Raw genomic sequence first — 16,608 nt, forward strand, 5'->3', positions numbered from 1 at the left:
AGAGCCACCACTTTATGCAAGAGCATTCAGTGTGCGAGTATGTCACAGCGAGTATCTCACGGGCAATGGTAGTTCAATGACGGCATCAACAACGATTAACAAAGGCGATCGCCTCCTGCATCAAAATGTTCTCGGTTCTCGTCGGTTCAGTAACTACTGGTGGGCAACTATCGTTACGCTGGGAGCAAGCGGCTTTTTATTAGCCGGGATATCCAGTTATTTAAAAGTTAATTTACTCATAGTTTCTGATCCAACTCAACTGGTATTCATCCCCCAAGGATTGGTGATGGGGTTATATGGCACTGCTGGCTTGCTATTAGCCACATACCTGTGGCTAGTAATCTTATTGGATGTAGGTGGCGGTTACAACGAATTTAATCAGGAAACTGGCACAATCAAAATATTCCGTTGGGGATTTCCTGGCAAAAACCGCCGAATTGAGATTGATAGCCGCATAGAAGATGTGCAATCTGTGCGAATAGCAGTCAAAGAAGGTCTTAATCCCATTCGTGCACTCTATCTACGCATTAAGGGTCGGCGAGATATACCCTTAACACGGGTTGGACAACCGTTATCTTTAACAGAGTTGGAAACAGAAGGCGCAAAATTAGCCCGCTTTTTGGGAGTGTCATTAGAAGGACTTTAATTTGGTATGGGGCATTGGGCATTGGGAATGGGGGATGAAGAAAAATAAATAATGTTTTGTTTGCTCCCTCATGACCCGCTACCTCCTCATCTTCCCCCACTTTCCACTCCCCAATGCCCCTCAAAACGATAAGATACTCTGGTTAAATCAGTAACTGGCAATGCGGTTAAAAATTTCACAATTTTTGCTTTCTCTTGTGATCATCAGTGTCTTGATGTTGGGAGGATGTTCAACACAGCAAGTCGCTTCTAATAAATCTTCTCCAACCTCGACAGCTACCTCGACCACAAGCGAGGCTGGTACTAAGACAACTACTGAAGCAACATCTGTATCTCAAACTAGTAGTGAGAGTATTCCTGGAATAACAGATTTACCAAGGCTCGAAGGTAAGGCTACTGTAGTGCTCACGGTTAAAGGCTCACCGATTACTATCGAAGTAGACGGTACTGATGCCCCCATTACAGCTGGCAACTTCGTAGATTTAGTGCAAAAGGGTGTGTACGATGGTTTAGCTTTCCATCGAGTTGTGCGCGACCCCCAACCGTTTGTAGTTCAAGGGGGCGATCCCCAAAGCAAAGACCCAAAAGTTCCAGCAGATAGACTAGGAACAGGTAGCTATATTGACCCAAAAACGGGAAATGCTCGTTATATACCTTTAGAAGTTAAGGCTAAAGGTTCAGATACTCCGACTTACAATAAACCATTTGATGCTACTGCTCAACCTGTCGTATTGCCCCATAAGCAGGGTGCAGTAGCGATGGCGCGATCGCAATCACCAGACTCCGCTTCTGCCCAGTTTTACTTTGCTTTAGCGGATCTAGCCTTCTTGGATGGTAACTACGCCGTGTTTGGCAATGTCACTCAAGGCCTTGATGTAGTCAACAAAATTCAGCAAGGCGATCGCATTGACTCTGCTAAAGTTACCCAAGGTGCTGAAAATCTGAAAACACCAGGGCAGTAGACGAGCAGAGGGAGAATACTACTCTGACAATTCAGTCCATGTGGAAAAGTGCACTCAAAACCTAACCCCCTTCCCGACGCGGAAAGGGAGAAATTCAAAGTCTCTCTCCTAAAAGGCTACGGTGTACACACAAGTCTTAAAAACCTAGCTTGATAAGGCTTGACTCGTTCCCAGTCTCCGACTGGGAATGCATTCATTGAGTCTCTGACTCAATATCTGACTGGAGGCGGCAGCCCCTAATAATCCATTCCCATGCAGAGCATGGGAACGAGAGAAATCCACCTTTTTCGCCTGGAAAATGGCTCTGGGTCTACTTGTGTGTATACCGTAGCCTAAAAGGAGAGAGAAATAGAGGTGAGGTTTTCCAGATACCGTGAAAAGTCAGAATAACTATTAACTCCTAAATTAGTGAAGGTTTGTGTTACTGGTATTGGTCTAGTTTCCGCCTTGGGTGGAAGCTTAGAGGATAGCTGGCAAAATTTGCTAGCAGGTAAATCTGGAATTCAGTTGCATCAACCATTTCCAGAAATTACACCAATTCCTTTAGGTTTAATCGGTCAACAACCATCTGAATTGACAATGTTAACTAAGATGGTTGTTGCTTTTGCTTTGCAAGATTCTGGGTTAGTTTTACCTTTAGCTGATTGTGCTGTAGTCATTGGATCAAGTCGCTCTTATCAAGCGTCTTGGGAAATTATGGCTCGGCAAATGTATGAAGAAGCGGCAAATTTGCCCGTGTCCTCTTTTGGAAATTGGCTAAATACATTACCTCACATGAATGCGATCGCAGCTGCACGACAAATCGGTGCATCTGGAATGGTTTTAGCACCGATGGCAGCTTGTGCAACTGGAATTTGGGCAATCGCCCAAGCAGCTTTGCTTATACAAACTGGGCAATGTCAACAGGCGATCGCTGGCGCAGTGGAAGCACCAATTACACCCCTAACTTTGGCTGGGTTTCAGCAGATGGGTGCTTTGGCAAAAACTGGCGCTTATCCCTTTGATTTGCACCGGGAAGGCTTAGTGTTGGGCGAAGGCGCAGCTGTGTTTGTCTTAGAATCAGCAGAGTTGGCAAAGCAGCGTCAAGCAAAAGTGTATGGTGAAATTCTCGGTTTTGGCTTAACTAACGACGCATATCATAGTAATTCACCAGAACCTGAAGGGAAAAGTGCGATCGCTGCCATCAAACAATGTCTAGAACGTAGTTGTCTGACACCAGCCGATATTGATTATATTCATGCTCATGGCACAGCTACCCAGCTAAATGACCAGATGGAGAGCATGGTCATCCAGCGTTTGTTTCCCCAAGGCGTGGCAGTTAGTTCTACAAAAGGAAGCTCAGGTCATACACTAGGAGCATCTGGAGCCTTAGGCGTGGCTTTTTCTCTCATGGCATTAAAGCATCAGATAATACCACCTTGTGTAGGATTGCAGCAGCCAGAATTTGATTTGGAAATCGTTACGGCAGCACGTCTCAGTAAAATTAGCCAAGTATTATGTTTGAGTTTTGGCTTTGGGGGGCAGAATGCAGCGATCGCGTTGGCAAGGTAGAAACTTGTAAGTTTAACTATCTGACCGACATAATATATAAGTTTTACTTAAGTATTTGTTTTTAATGTATAAGCACCCTGTTTTGCATCCATAGCAGGATATAAAATATAAAACTGTAACAAAAACTACAAAATTTCTACTTTCCCAAAAAAAAGGATAAGCTAGTTACATATGATATCCGGTTCGCAAAGATACCGTGATTAGGAGAAAATTTTATGATTTCAAAATCTCTGTTGCTGCCAGAACCTGCTTCTCCAGCGCACATATGTCCATTTGACCAGGCCTGTAGCTACTTAGAAGCGGCAGCTAAAGAATTAAATTTAAATCAGGGTGTGCTGGAAATTCTCAGCCACCCGCGTAAGGTTGTCACGGTTTCCATTCCCGTGAAATTAGATGATGGGGAAATACGGGTTCTTGCTGGACATCGCGTGCAGCACTCTGATGTTTTAGGCCCCTACAAAGGCGGAATTCGTTACCATCCGGCTGTGACACTACGTGAAGTATCCGCTCTAGCAATGCTGATGACCTGGAAATGTGCTTTGTTAGGTATTCCTTACGGTGGTGGCAAAGGTGGCATTCCCATAGATCCAAAACGCTACAGTGTTGGCGAATTAGAGCGAATCACCCGCCGTTATATCAGCGAGTTGATTAAAGACATTGGGCCTGCCGTAGATATTCCTGCCCCAGATATGGGTACTTCTGCCCGTGAGATGGCTTGGATGATGGACACTTACTCTGTGAATGTCGGTCATGCGGTACCAGGGGTTGTAACTGGGAAACCACTTTCTATTGGTGGTTCCCTGGGAAGGGAAATGGCAACCGGACGTGGCGTGATGATTATTGTCCGTGAGGCGCTGGCACAGCAAGGTAAATCTTTGGCAGGAGTGCGAGTAGCTATTCAGGGTTTCGGTAACGTTGGTAGTGCCGCAGCAGAATTACTACATCAAGCAGGCGCGAAAATTATCGCTGTTTCCACAGGTGCTGGGGGAGTATTTTCCGAAGTCGGTCTTGATATTCCCAAGTTGAAAGTCTACGCTGCTGAAAATCGCAAGAGTATTATGGGCTTCCCCCAATCTGTACCAATTAGCAATGCAGATTTATTAACTTTACCCTGCGATGTCTTAATACCAGCCGCTTTGGAAAACCAAATCACTGAAGAAAATGTGCATCAGGTGCAGGCGCAAATTGTAGCAGAAGCGGCTAACGGCCCGGTTACTCTTGAGGCTAACTTAGTGTTAGAGGCGCGGGGTGTGACAGTGCTACCGGACATCTTGGCGAATGCTGGGGGTGTGGTAGTCAGTTATTTGGAGTGGGTGCAGGGCCTTTCCTACGTATTTTGGGATGAGGAGCGCGTTAACCGCGAAATGGAGCATTTGATGGTACAAGCTTACCATCGAGTAATTCAGCAGTCGGAGGTGCGCCAAATTCCTCTGCGATTAGCTGCTTACACTTTAGGGGTGGGTAGAGTGGCGCAGGCGCTAACTGACAGAGGTCTTTATCCTTAAGATTTTATACTTAGTTGTTCACGGGGCAGAATAGATCATTGTTGGCAGTAACTATACTTCCACCGTCATTGATTTATCTGCCTTTTTTTGTTGAGCGATCGCTAAAAAATAACTAGTACTAAACGTCTTCGATATCACAATAATAAGCTTAGTATATATAGCAAGCAAACTCAAAAAAAGACGTTATTAATTCTTCAAGCAAATTTTTGACTATTCACGCGTTTTTTTGCAACACAACTTTCTTTACCAACGTCATTGATTAGAAATGCGACTTATACCAATTACTTGTGAGGTTGCTCCAGAACTTGGGCTTAAGTTCCAAGTTTGACTAAGGTTGATTTTGTCCAGTCTCCCAAAGAATTGGTATTAGTAATTATTATTTTTAGACTGAGAAGTTTGGTTATGATCACGTTTTTTGACTGGCGAAAACCTTTAGCGATAACTGCAACGCTTTCGTTGACACTGACAGCATATCCTGCTGGTTCTACTATTCCTACATCACTCCAGCATTCAAGTAAATACCAACTTGTACAGGCCCCAGATAACTGCCGTCGAGTTGAGACTAATGGTGATAATCTCAATATCCGGTCTAGTCCAGATGGTGAAATTATTGGAACATTGCGTAATTACTCACTTGTAATTATTGAAAATAGTAATTATTCAGGTACTTGGATACCAATATCATCGCCGCAGTCTGGCTATGTATCTGCCACTTATCTCAAGCCATGTGGGCAGCCAATACCTCCTTCACAAACAACTTCTCAAACAGATAATTGTCGCAAAATTTTTGTAGGAGGAGTTCTACGCGTAAGGCAAGCACCCTCTATTAACAGTCCTATTCTTGGAGTTCTACAAAGTGGTCAGCAAGTAACAATTAAAAATCGTGGAAAAGATGGTTGGGTACCAATTTCATCCCCTGTGAGTGGATATATTCCCTCAATAGTCCTCAGCAGTTGTACATAAATTACGACAGATGTGGTTCAAATAAATGAAAACTCCTATCCAATTCTCTCGTAATTCATCATCTTGAATTGTCGCGGTGCGTTAGACAAAACGTCTAACGCACCTACGATTAATGGATAATTTATTATTTGATATCGCCTTATTTGGTCAAGAATACTTCAACCTATCTTACGACTGTCCAGAAGGTGCAGCAGCGTGAATTAGGTCTGGCTTATCATCAACAGGAGGACGCTCAATAGTTTGAGCCGATGTGGGACGTTGATGGCGTAGTTTACCGCCGCAGGCATCGCGAGTTTGAATCTGCACAGGTTGATGCGTCTCAATTGACTGGTAAAGCGCTTGAATGATAGAAACATCAATCAACCCTTCCGTCCCAGATGGCTCTGGGTCTTTATCTTCGAGAATACAATCAGAGAAGTAGATAAATTCAGCTGCTAATTGATCGTGATCCTCAAAGGTACGCTCTTGGGTTTCACCATTAATTGTCAAGTAGTGCTTCAGTTCTCCCTGCCAAGCATAAGCAGGTTTTACTTGTAAATCGCCTTGATTACCTACAATTTGATAGGTTGAAACATTTGCCGCTCCAAAACTACAGGTAAATGTTGCTAATCGCTCATTGGGGAAACGCAAGATGACGCTAGTCATTTCTTCCACTTCACTGAAGCGTTGTTCTCCCTTATTGGCAGCTACAGCAAATACTTCAATTGGTTCATCTTGAAATAGATAACGTGCAGCATTAATGCAGTAGATGCCAATATCATAGAGCGTCCCGCCACCTGTGACATCTCGTAAACGAATATTCCCTTCTTCTACTTGCTGAGTAAAAACTGAGTTGAAAATCCGTGCTTCACCAATTTGCTTTGAACGCACAATTTCGACTGCTTGTAAATTGGCTTCTTCTAAATGTAAACGGTAGGCAATCATCAGCTTGACATTATTGTCATTGGCAGCTTTAATCATTGCCTCACATTCTTGTTCAGTCACTGCCATTGGCTTTTCACATAACACATGAATTGCCTGATTAGCAGCCCGTATAGTGTAGTCGCAATGCAAGTGATTGGGCAGCGCAATATAAACTGCATCAACCTCACCGCTTGCCAGACAGTCCTCATACTCCTCGTAGGAGTAAGTATGCTCAATACCATACTTTTTGCTCAGTTCTTCGTTTTTAGTGGGGTCATCTGAAACCAGTGCCACTAATTCTGAGTTTTCGGCGTGGGCAAACGAAGGTAAGGCAGCTTCTTGGGCAAACCAACCTAAACCAACAACGGCGTAACGAATTTTGCGCTTACCATTTGTAGCAGTCATTTTTCTACTCTCTGAATGAAGAAATACTCTGGTGATTTAAATGCACTAATTACGTGCTAATTATGGTTATTTTTTTATGAAACCTCTTGAAAAAATGCATTATTACATTGCTAATGCAGCTTCTATATCTGGCATCAATTTAGCTTTAGCTTCCTGAAACTCTTGTCCCAATTCAATTAGCTCTTGCTCATCCATACATTCGCGCACAGCATTAAAAATTTCGCTTTCTTCTTCTTCTATATGATGAGCAAGTGTTTCCTTTAATTCACTCATTTTTTCTTTAAACTCAGAGTCAGTAGGCTTCAGTGCCTTAATCTCTTCTAAAATCACTGAAACTTCTTCATGTTCTTCTTCAGCTTCTTCAACATATTGTTCAGTTTCTTCATATTCTCGCAAAGCTGGGTAGAAGACTAATTCTTCAGTTCTTGCATGTAAGCTCAAGGCTATATAGATTTGATTGAATTGCTCAACCAATTTTGCGCCCTTAGCTTTTTCTGCTTCTGCAAAAAGTTTCTCAACTTGGCGATGCTCTGCTTCAATTAATGAAAGAATGTCTGTTGCTTTAGTTTTAGCCATTTTTCCCCTCAGTAATAATCAATTTATAGGGCTGAGAATTTGGAGCTTGAGGAATGGGATCTCGTATATTCTCAATGACTTGGTAAATTAAAACCTCATTCTTTCAGTAAGCTTTAGTTTAGACTTAAGGAATATTTGCGGTATTGCACTCTAACTGAAATTCATAACCTCGGCATGATGGATACTGAGTATGTAGCGTTATCAGCCAAAGGCTACGATCTAAATATTGAATGCCTGCCAGTTGAAGATTCCCACAAATTTGGTGCAGCCTCACAAAGAAGTGGTGCGATTTGGCAAATATGATCATTAAATACTCAACTTGATGTGCGCTTAAACGCGATCGCCTACATAAGTACTGCTTTGTATCCAAAATAGATCAGAAAATAAGTGCAAATACTTTTTAACTTTATTTAGTCGTGTTGCACAGTCTGCTTTTTATCATAACTATACGTAACCACCCATTGCTTCTCTACCAAACCCGATTAAAATAAATACGCAACTTGGGCTTCCATAGGAGTTATCCAGCCGTGCAGCCGGACTTAATAGGCTTGGAAATTAGTAAGGGGGAACTGAGACGTTTAACTGGGTTCGATCCAGAAGACGTTTTTCGACCCTCTGTTTTGCGAGATAGTAAGAAGCGATTAGGGTTTTTAATCAATGAAATGCTAGTGACGCTGGCGCTAACGCCAATAATTGTTGGTTTTGTTTATGCGTTTATTATTCTGCCAACAATTGGTTCTTCAATTCGACTAGGAATTCTTTTACTAATTTTAGTGCCAATGCCGATATTAGTGGGGCGATGGCTGTGGCGGCAGTTGACCTGCCCCGAAGGACTGACAATACTTTTAGATGAAGTTGATAAATATCATGACTTGATCAGCGCCATAGATATTAATGACCAATTGGCAGCATCAGGAAACGTAGAAAGCAGTTTCCATGACCGAGATCAAGTAACCGCCGCCCTGCAACTGATTAGAGAAGATTTAGTCCGCGCTCTGAAAACGGAACGAATTTTGCGAGATAATAAAAAATTGCTTGCTAATAACCAAGAGTTATTTGTGAATAATTTAGCCAGTCTGCAAGCTTTACAAGTTAGTAGTCAAGCAGGCGAATATGCTCAACTGCTAAATCAATCATTGCAAATTGCGATCGATGTGCAAGCAGAAATCAGAAAATTGCACAAAGGCTGAGTAGAGTTTTTCTTTGCTGATGACTTTTTCAAAAAACAATCGCCCCGTTGACTTAAATGAGCAACAAACCCAAAATAATTGTCTTGGATGATGACCCTACAGGTTCTCAAACAGTCCACAGCTGCTTGCTGCTAATGCACTGGGATGTAGACACTCTACGCAGCGGGTTGCAAGATGATTCACCGATTTTCTTTGTGCTGACTAATACTAGATCGCTAACGCCAGAGTCAGCTGCATCTATCACCAAAGAAGTTTGCCAGAACCTGAAAATCGCTTTAAATGCTGAAGGAATCGACGATTTTCTGATTGTCAGCCGTTCTGATTCTACTTTGCGGGGACATTATCCCATTGAAACTGATGCGATCGCACAAGAACTCGGCCCTTTTGATGCTCATTTTCTTGTACCAGCTTTTTTTGAGGGTGGACGCATCACTCGTGACAGTGTTCATTACTTGATTATTGGTGGTGTACCTACCCCAGTGCATGAAACTGAGTTTGCCCGTGATTCAGTCTTCAGCTACCATCACAGTTACTTACCCAAGTATGTCGAAGAAAAGACTCAAGGACGAATTAGTGCCGAAGCTGTAGAAAGGTTTCTCCTAGCTGATATTCGCGCTGGTAGTTTGGAGAGCTTGTTACAACTCAATGGTAATAAGTGCGCTGTTGTGGATGGTGAAACTCAAGATGATCTCAACCGCTTTGCAGTAGACATATTAGCAGCAGCAAGTCGAGGGAAACGCTTTCTGTTTCGCAGTGCAGCAAGTATTTTAACGTCTTTAGCCGCTTTACCACCGCAACCCATTGCCGCCGAAAACATGGCGCAGTACGTGCGACAAGGCAAACCAGGTGCGGTAATTGTTGGCTCCCATGTGAAAAAGACTACTCAGCAATTAGAGGCGCTGTTACGAGTAGAAGGAACAGTGGGAATTGAAGTAAATGTAGCGCGATTACTTGATGATGGGGCAAATCAATCTGCGGCACTGCTAACTGAAATTCAGGAAAGTACACGGGCGGTACATGAGGCTGGCAAAACACCAGTAGTTTATACTAGCCGTCAGGAACTGAGTTTTAAAGATGTCAACACCCGATTAGAATTTGGGGCAAAAGTTTCAAGTTTATTGATGGATATTGTGCGGGGTTTACCATCTGATATAGGATTCTTAATCAGCAAAGGTGGTATTACCTCAAACGATGTCTTGAGTACTGGACTAGCTTTAACTTCAGCCCGCCTACTCGGTCAAATTTTAGCTGGTTGTTCAATGGTGTTAACGCCATCCGATCATCCCCAGTTTCCTGATTTGCCTGTGGTGCTGTTTCCAGGTAACGTCGGCGATGCTGATGCGTTGGGGACAATTTATCAGAGGTTGACCAAAACAGTCTAGAGTGTTTAGTGAAAATAAAAATAATTCCGAACTACAGCGGATTGCAAGTTAGTGAGGTACAGTATTTTGGTCTGCAAGCCAGATAAAAAGCCTTTTTTATTACAGCATTTTTCAGGTATTTAAACCACGACTGAGACGGTGAATGGAAAGTAGGAAGTGATGTAATTCAATTACTTGATAAAACGCTGTAACTCCTCCTGTCTCCTGCCTCCTGCCCCCGACCTCCTAACTCCTAACTCCAATCTCCGCACTTTCTTACCTGACACTGATCTAATATTGGTAATTATTCGGAGTGTCCCTTGTCTTTTGGCTAGTACTGCATGACTTCTGATTCTGCGATTCCCAATCTAAAGTCAAATTCTGCACTTCCTAATGCAGAACCAAACTCTATCCATTCCGAGGTAGAGGTAAATCCTACTGTTTCTGATGTAGAGTCAGATTCTATCCTCCCGGATGCGGAGTTAAAATCTGTCCTTCTTTATTTAAAATCAAATACTGTCCTTGAAGATGTCAAGTCAAATCCTGCTAACCCTGATGTAGAGTCAAATACTGATACGGCATCAGATTTTATCCTTACTGATTCAAATCCTAATGAGTCAGCATTACCAGGGCATCGCGTAAATGACAATACTCAAGTCCAGTTAAAAAGTAAGGAGGGACGACTTTTATTAATTTTGCCCCCGGAATCTCAAGTATCTGCCTCAGAACTCAGTTGGTCTGATATTTGGCAACAAATAAGACAGCGTTTGAATGCAGGCGATCGCTTTCGGATATCTAATACTCCTGTGCATCTAATGGCACAAGACCGCCTAGTAGATGCCAGACAATTGCAAGAACTCGCCGAGGCTTTGAGTGAAGTCCAACTCCGGCTCATATCTGTCTCGACGAGTCGTCGGCAAACTGCGATCGCAGCCGTAACATCCGGGTATTCTGTAGAACAACTACAGCCCGTAACTTCCCTGAGTTCAGAGCCAACGGCTACAGCCATACCCCAAGCAGATGCCCTCTATTTAGAAATGACAGTCCGCTCTGGAGTAGAAATTCGTCATCCTGGTACAGTAATTCTCTTGGGAGATTTAAATCCAGGTGGTATTGTAATTGCAGATGGAGATATTATCATCTGGGGCCGCCTACGTGGAATTGCTCATGCTGGTGCTGGAGGCAATCATGAGTGTCTGATTATGGCCTTGCAAATGGAACCAACCCAATTGCGGATCGCAGATGCTGTAGCTAGGGCACCAGAAAAACCGCCAATGCAGTTTTCTCCAGAGGTGGCACATATTACGCCCCAAGGAATTCGCATCGCTAGGGCTACTGATTTTTCCAGAAACCAATTCACCAAGAGCAATCAAGAGCCATAAATATTTACTTAAAGGATGAAGTAGATAAGGATGAAATAAAACAAATATTAATGCCTCGCCCTCATCAGGGAGAACAGATATTTCTTCATACTTGATACGATACTTCATACTTTATACTGCAATTTACTGTTTTATATTTTCTGAACCCTTATTGACCGTATTTCTATCATGACTCGCATTATTGTGATTACCTCCGGCAAAGGAGGAGTGGGTAAAACCACAGTTTCAGCAAATCTGGGCATGGCTTTAGCCAAAATGGGACGTCAAGTTGCCTTGGTTGATGCGGATTTTGGTCTGAGAAATTTGGATTTGCTGCTAGGGCTAGAAAACCGCATCGTCTATACTGCGGTGGAAGTTTTAGCCAGAGAGTGCCGTTTAGAACAAGCTTTGGTGAAAGATAAGCGCCAACCCAATCTCGTACTCCTGCCGGCAGCCCAAAATCGCTCCAAAGATGCAGTCACGCCTGAACAGATGAAGTTGTTGGTGAATGCACTGGCACAAAAATATCAGTATGTGATCATCGATAGCCCCGCCGGCATTGAAAATGGCTTTAAAAATGCGATCGGCCCAGCAAAAGAAGCACTAGTTGTCAGCACACCAGAAATTTCCTCAGTTCGTGACGCTGACCGGGTAGTGGGGTTACTAGAAGCACAAGGTATCAAGCGTGTTCATTTAATAATTAACCGCATCAGACCCGCAATGGTGCAGGCAAATGATATGATGTCAGTGCAAGATGTTCAGGAACTTCTCGCCATTCCCCTGATCGGGGTAATCCCTGACGACGAGCGTGTTATTGTATCTACCAATCGCGGCGAACCCTTAGTGTTAGCGGAAAATCCCTCTTTAGCTGCCACAGCCTTTGAGAACATTGCTCGTAGATTAGAAGGGGAAAGTGTCGAATTTCTGGAGATCGACTCGTCCCAAGACAGCATCTTCGCCCGTCTACGAAGGTTGTTGTGGACAAAGATTGTTTAACTTACTTTTCCAGTCTCCGCCCCAGACCTATTCGTAATGATTGAACTTCTAGAACGACTTTTTTCTCGCGGTCCTGATAGCAGTCGAACTCAAGTTAAACGTCGCCTGCAATTGGTGATTGCTCACGATCGCGCTGACTTAGATCCTCAAACGTTGGAAAAAATGCGGAAAGAAATCCTAGATGTAGTATGTCGCTATGTCGAAATTGAGACGGAGGGCTTGGAGTTCTCCTTAGAAAGCAACCAACGAACTACAGCTTTAATTGCTAATTTGCCCATCCGCCGGGTGAAGGGTGCTATACCTGAGTGGGAAAGAGGTGATAAGCCTCTGTAGTTTTTATTTTAAGTATTTTTAATTTAGCATTGCTTTTTTCGACAGTTTCGCCCTATTTTCATAAGTTTTAGTTACTAACTTCACAATAGGATTATTAGCATTCCAGGTCACTCGCTTCGCTCGAATTCAAAATTCAAAATTCAATCCCACGACTTAAGCCGTGGACTTGGAACAAGGACACCTTGCGACGCACTTCTCTGCGAGACGCTGCCGCGAACGTGCCGCTACGCTAACGCGCTGCGCGTCTCGGAGCAATTCTTTTTTAAAGTAAGCTCTGTATCCCACAACTAAAGTTTCTAAGTAATTTTTAATTTTTAATTTTCTATTTTTAATTGTTTTGTCATAGTGGATGCCAAGTGTAACGCTGTTTCAATCTCTAAACGGATATTCAGTTGTTAGTTGTAGGTGAATTCTCCGATAAGCTTCATAAATTGAGTACCGAGAGAACTATTTTCTAGTCCATTATTTTAGACTTATCAAAAGCCTAGAAGCAATGCCTACGGCGGTAAACTACGCACGATTGAGAACCAAAAATATTTATCACATAAAAAAATCCCGTTGTTGCCAGTGACCACAACGGGAGTATATAGGATTTTGAATAAACTATCGGTATGCCATTTGTGGACCTGCCCAAATTTCTGTAACCTTTTTACCAAAAGTAATCGGCTGATCTTCGTCTGTTGTAGGTACAGTCTTGCCATCATTAGCAACTTGCATTAGTGGCCAGTTTTCGTCGCCCAATTCACCCGCACGAAATAGCACATGATTCGGTTGCCTTTTACTCCAACCTAACAATACTGCAATTTTTTCATGCTCATCTTCCTCATTAGCAGGAGCAACTGTGTTAGCGTGATTTTTTTGCCGATCCCAAATAACTGCACTATCTGTGGAATCGCCTGTATTAAAAATACCTTCAAACTTACGTGCTAAGAAGCGATCGCCTTTTTCTGACCAGCTAACTGGAACTAATACCCCAATTTTACCACTCGTATCAGTTTCTTCTGATGATGCCGCTTTTACAGCCTTTACCTTTAATAAAGGATCGCTAACAGGAGTAGTTGAAGCCATCACCCACAACTTCTTGCTTTGCATATCTTGGACAAACAGAACGCTGGTAACGCGGCTGTTGTACATTTCGGGTTTTACCTCTAGTTGCACCCGGCTATAAACAGCATATTTCCCATCTGGAGAAACCACGGGTACGCTGCGGTAATGGCGCACTCCTGAACCACCGTTGGAACTAATTGCCTCTTGAGTCGCTGTAATCCATTTCCAAGGAATAGGATGAGGACTACCTATGGGATCTATTTGTTCTGCTTGGGACTCATCACGTGGTTCAGCAACTGGTATTTCCGTCGTTGTAGTTGGTTGTGATTCTCTAAGAGTTGGTGCTACTTGAGTTGCTGTCAAAGATCGAGTAAAAGACTTTTCTCTAAAGAGAGAATTTTCTTGTCCTTTCAAAGACTTGATATTAGCAGCTTTGAGTTTTCGTACTAAATTAAGCTGACTAACAGGAACATCCGTTAATGGTGCGAGTTCAACTGCTGCCAAAGAATCAGGAACAAGTAAATCGCTGTTTGATACAGAACTATCTGTTTGATCCAAAGGCTCAATTTTATCCGCTAGTAATACTTGCGGTTCCTGGACAGCAGTATTTTGTGTTGGTACAGAATCAAATTCTTCTGTTGAGGAGTTGATTTGATCTGTTGTGAATATTTCAGCTATCTCAGGTTCCCCAACTACAGCTATTTCCTTTGATACAGAGTCAGAGCCTCCAGTTATGGAAGTTAGTTTAGCTACTTCGGATCTAACTGGGATCGAGTGACCTGATGCCCCTAGTAAGGGTGCGATCAGTATCACAACGACAACGTAATTGAGAAATGGTTGCGCGCGGAACCATCCTGACAGCAAAAGGGGTTTAAGCATTTGTAGACTCTCTAGAGGGGGCGATCGCTATGTGAGAAGCAATACCTATGCAGCAATGGGGCAGGCGGTAATTATATGTATAACAAGAAACTAAAAGCAATGACTAGATATTTTCTTCAAAGTTTGCAGAGTTTTACAAAAATTAAGTATCATTGTCTACACCTTTACATACCCAGGTACTGAATGTTTTTTGTCAAAAATATGCAAGTATAGTAAATATGCTGAGAACTCAGTAATTACTACACGATGTATAAGGCTGCTGTTGCTATACCCAACCACACCAAAAACAGGTATTAGTTAAGGGAGATTCAAGGTATAGTTTGGGCTAATGAAGCTGCCAACCAAGAGTAAGATAACTCGGCTGTTGGGGATCGTACTAGCGATCGCTAGTACACAGAAAAAAAGCCAAGTTACACACTAATATAAGAGGGCAAACCCTCATAATGGTAAGGTAAACGTGAGGCGTTACGTAAAAAGCTGGGAAAGCAGATGCATAATACATCATACTCAGAAAACACTGCTGTCAGCAACCCAAAGTTATAAACTGCAATCTCAACTACAGAAATAGCTAGAAGACGCAATAGTTTTTTACAGACCCAACTGTATTTAACGCCAATTTTCGGCAAATCAGCAGGAACACAACAAAATTTACTCGGTAGATGCTCTAGCGGCTCGTGACGAGACACCACTAAACTATTAGGTTCACTAAAGACAATGCAGTTTATAGTACCTGTTACACCTGTTAACTTAACTATTGAGTTAATCAAGCAGCCTTTGGTTTCACCAATACGAAAATATTGTACCACCAAACAGCCGATATTATTTACCATTAACTAATGACTAACGATTAACAAGTAATTATTAATGAAAATAGTATTCTTTGGTACACCACAGTTTGCGGTGCCCACGTTGGAAAAGTTATTGAATCATTCAGAATTTGAGGTGTTGGCAGTTGTCACCCAACCAGATAAACGCCGGGAACGCGGAAATAAACTTACTCCTTCACCCATAAAAGCGATCGCTACTGCTCACAACTTACCAGTATGGCAACCTGAGCGGGTGAAAAAAGACACTGAAACTTTAACCCAACTCAAACAATCAGACGCAGATGTGTTTGTTGTTGTCGCCTATGGACAGATTTTATCGTCAAAAATATTGAAGATGCCAAAGTTGGGCTGCATTAATGTGCATGGCTCAATTTTACCCAAATATCGCGGTGCAGCGCCGATTCAGTGGTGTTTGTATAACGGTGAGAAAGAAACGGGGATCACGACCATGTTGATGGATGTGGGGATGGATACCGGCCCAATGCTACAAATAGCCACTACACCCATTGGATTGCTGGATAATACCCAAGATTTAGCTGAAAGACTAGCTGCGATTGGTGGGGATTTGTTGGTGGAAACTCTGTTGAAGTTGGAACGCCAGGAAATTCAACCAATTCCCCAAGATAATTTAGCAGCTACTTATGCACCTCTGATTCAAAAAGAAGATTATGGTTTGGATTGGTCAAAAAGCGCTATTCAATTACACAATCAAATCAGAGGCTTTTACCCTAACTGCACCGCTACCTTTCGTAACAACCTGTTTAAAATCACCGCTTCTGCTCCCCTTGGTTCTATAGGCGATGTCTGGCGACAAGCCGCTCCGCGTCTACGCGATCTTCCACCAGAATTACAAGAAATAGCACATAAATTACCCAATTTGTCAAACTTATCAGATAAACCGGGAGTTGTAGTGAGCATTGTTAAAGGAATCGGAGCGATCGTCCAAACTGGGGAAGGTTTGTTGCTGTTGCGAGAGGTTCAGCTAGCTGGTAAACGTCCTCAGTCGGGATGGGATTTTGTTAATGGTACCCGCTTAACTGTGGGAGAAGTTTTTGGTGCGGGTAGTTGAGGGAGTTGAGGGAGATAAGGGAGAATAACTGTTAA

The 16,608-nt window shown here is 42.8% G+C and carries 16 protein-coding genes; 12 read left to right on the forward strand and 4 right to left on the reverse strand.

Features of this window, described 5'->3' with window-relative positions; all coding sequences use genetic code 11:
- The first annotated feature begins 76 nt into the window (after positions 1-76).
- From ACEYW6_RS18815 to ACEYW6_RS18835, 5 genes are all read left to right on the forward strand, one after another.
- Positions 77-646, forward strand: coding sequence for a photosystem I assembly protein Ycf4 (locus tag ACEYW6_RS18815; RefSeq protein WP_196511271.1), 570 nt, complete (start codon positions 77-79; stop codon positions 644-646).
- Between the two features lie 160 nt (positions 647-806).
- Positions 807-1,607, forward strand: a complete 801-nt coding sequence (locus ACEYW6_RS18820; RefSeq protein ID WP_412980928.1) for a peptidylprolyl isomerase — start codon at positions 807-809, stop codon at positions 1,605-1,607.
- A 408-nt stretch (positions 1,608-2,015) separates the two neighbouring features.
- A complete protein-coding gene (locus ACEYW6_RS18825) occupies positions 2,016-3,158 on the forward strand; it encodes a beta-ketoacyl-ACP synthase (RefSeq protein WP_412980929.1) in 1,143 nt (380 codons plus the stop codon).
- A 215-nt stretch (positions 3,159-3,373) separates the two neighbouring features.
- Positions 3,374-4,663 carry a Glu/Leu/Phe/Val family dehydrogenase gene (locus tag ACEYW6_RS18830; protein WP_412980930.1) on the forward strand — a complete coding sequence of 430 codons (1,290 nt, stop codon included), beginning with the start codon at positions 3,374-3,376 and terminating at the stop codon, positions 4,661-4,663.
- 402 nt (positions 4,664-5,065) lie between these two features.
- The gene (locus ACEYW6_RS18835; RefSeq protein WP_412980931.1) at positions 5,066-5,626 is read left to right on the forward strand and encodes an SH3 domain-containing protein; all 561 of its coding nucleotides are present in this window, start codon (positions 5,066-5,068) and stop codon (positions 5,624-5,626) included.
- A gap of 168 nt (positions 5,627-5,794) precedes the next feature.
- On the opposite strand, the gene ACEYW6_RS18840 is transcribed toward ACEYW6_RS18835, so the two are convergent.
- Together ACEYW6_RS18840 and ACEYW6_RS18845 are read right to left on the reverse strand one after the other, a co-directional pair.
- Positions 5,795-6,934, reverse strand: a complete 1,140-nt coding sequence (locus tag ACEYW6_RS18840; RefSeq protein ID WP_412980932.1) for a Gfo/Idh/MocA family oxidoreductase — start codon at positions 6,932-6,934, stop codon at positions 5,795-5,797.
- 102 nt (positions 6,935-7,036) lie between these two features.
- Positions 7,037-7,510, reverse strand: coding sequence for a hemerythrin domain-containing protein (locus ACEYW6_RS18845; protein ID WP_412980933.1), 474 nt, complete (start codon positions 7,508-7,510; stop codon positions 7,037-7,039).
- Positions 7,511-7,684: 174 nt separating this feature from the next.
- Here ACEYW6_RS18845 and ACEYW6_RS18850 point away from each other — a divergent pair, with 174 nt between their 5' ends.
- The 6 genes from ACEYW6_RS18850 (at position 7,685) to minE (ending at position 12,751) form a co-directional block, all read left to right on the forward strand.
- Positions 7,685-7,813, forward strand: coding sequence for a hypothetical protein (locus tag ACEYW6_RS18850; RefSeq protein ID WP_412980934.1), 129 nt, complete (start codon positions 7,685-7,687; stop codon positions 7,811-7,813).
- 224 nt (positions 7,814-8,037) lie between these two features.
- Entirely contained in the window at positions 8,038-8,700 is a 663-nt protein-coding gene (locus ACEYW6_RS18855) for a hypothetical protein (protein WP_190899800.1), read from the forward strand.
- A 56-nt stretch (positions 8,701-8,756) separates the two neighbouring features.
- Positions 8,757-10,082 (forward strand): four-carbon acid sugar kinase family protein, encoded by a 1,326-nt coding sequence (locus ACEYW6_RS18860; RefSeq protein ID WP_412980935.1) that lies wholly within the window; start codon positions 8,757-8,759, stop codon positions 10,080-10,082.
- 320 nt (positions 10,083-10,402) lie between these two features.
- Complete coding sequence (gene minC / locus ACEYW6_RS18865; protein ID WP_412980936.1) at positions 10,403-11,443, forward strand: septum site-determining protein MinC; 1,041 nt, start codon at positions 10,403-10,405, stop codon at positions 11,441-11,443.
- Positions 11,444-11,611: 168 nt separating this feature from the next.
- The gene (minD, locus tag ACEYW6_RS18870; protein ID WP_012410009.1) at positions 11,612-12,418 is read left to right on the forward strand and encodes a septum site-determining protein MinD; all 807 of its coding nucleotides are present in this window, start codon (positions 11,612-11,614) and stop codon (positions 12,416-12,418) included.
- Positions 12,419-12,454: 36 nt separating this feature from the next.
- Entirely contained in the window at positions 12,455-12,751 is a 297-nt protein-coding gene (gene minE / locus ACEYW6_RS18875) for a cell division topological specificity factor MinE (protein WP_190899806.1), read from the forward strand.
- A gap of 603 nt (positions 12,752-13,354) precedes the next feature.
- Here minE and ACEYW6_RS18880 read toward each other — a convergent pair.
- Both ACEYW6_RS18880 and ACEYW6_RS18885 read right to left on the reverse strand, forming a co-directional pair.
- Entirely contained in the window at positions 13,355-14,677 is a 1,323-nt protein-coding gene (locus ACEYW6_RS18880; protein ID WP_412980937.1) for a hypothetical protein, read from the reverse strand.
- Positions 14,678-15,087: 410 nt separating this feature from the next.
- Positions 15,088-15,507, reverse strand: coding sequence for a hypothetical protein (locus ACEYW6_RS18885; protein ID WP_412980938.1), 420 nt, complete (start codon positions 15,505-15,507; stop codon positions 15,088-15,090).
- A 34-nt stretch (positions 15,508-15,541) separates the two neighbouring features.
- On the opposite strand from ACEYW6_RS18885, the gene fmt reads away from it, so the two are divergent.
- Positions 15,542-16,573, forward strand: a complete 1,032-nt coding sequence (gene fmt, locus ACEYW6_RS18890) for a methionyl-tRNA formyltransferase (protein WP_412980939.1) — start codon at positions 15,542-15,544, stop codon at positions 16,571-16,573.
- Positions 16,574-16,608 lie beyond the last annotated feature (35 nt).

The organism is Nostoc sp. UIC 10607 (genome assembly GCF_047228265.1).
GTDB lineage: Bacteria > Cyanobacteriota > Cyanobacteriia > Cyanobacteriales > Nostocaceae > Nostoc > Nostoc foliaceum_A.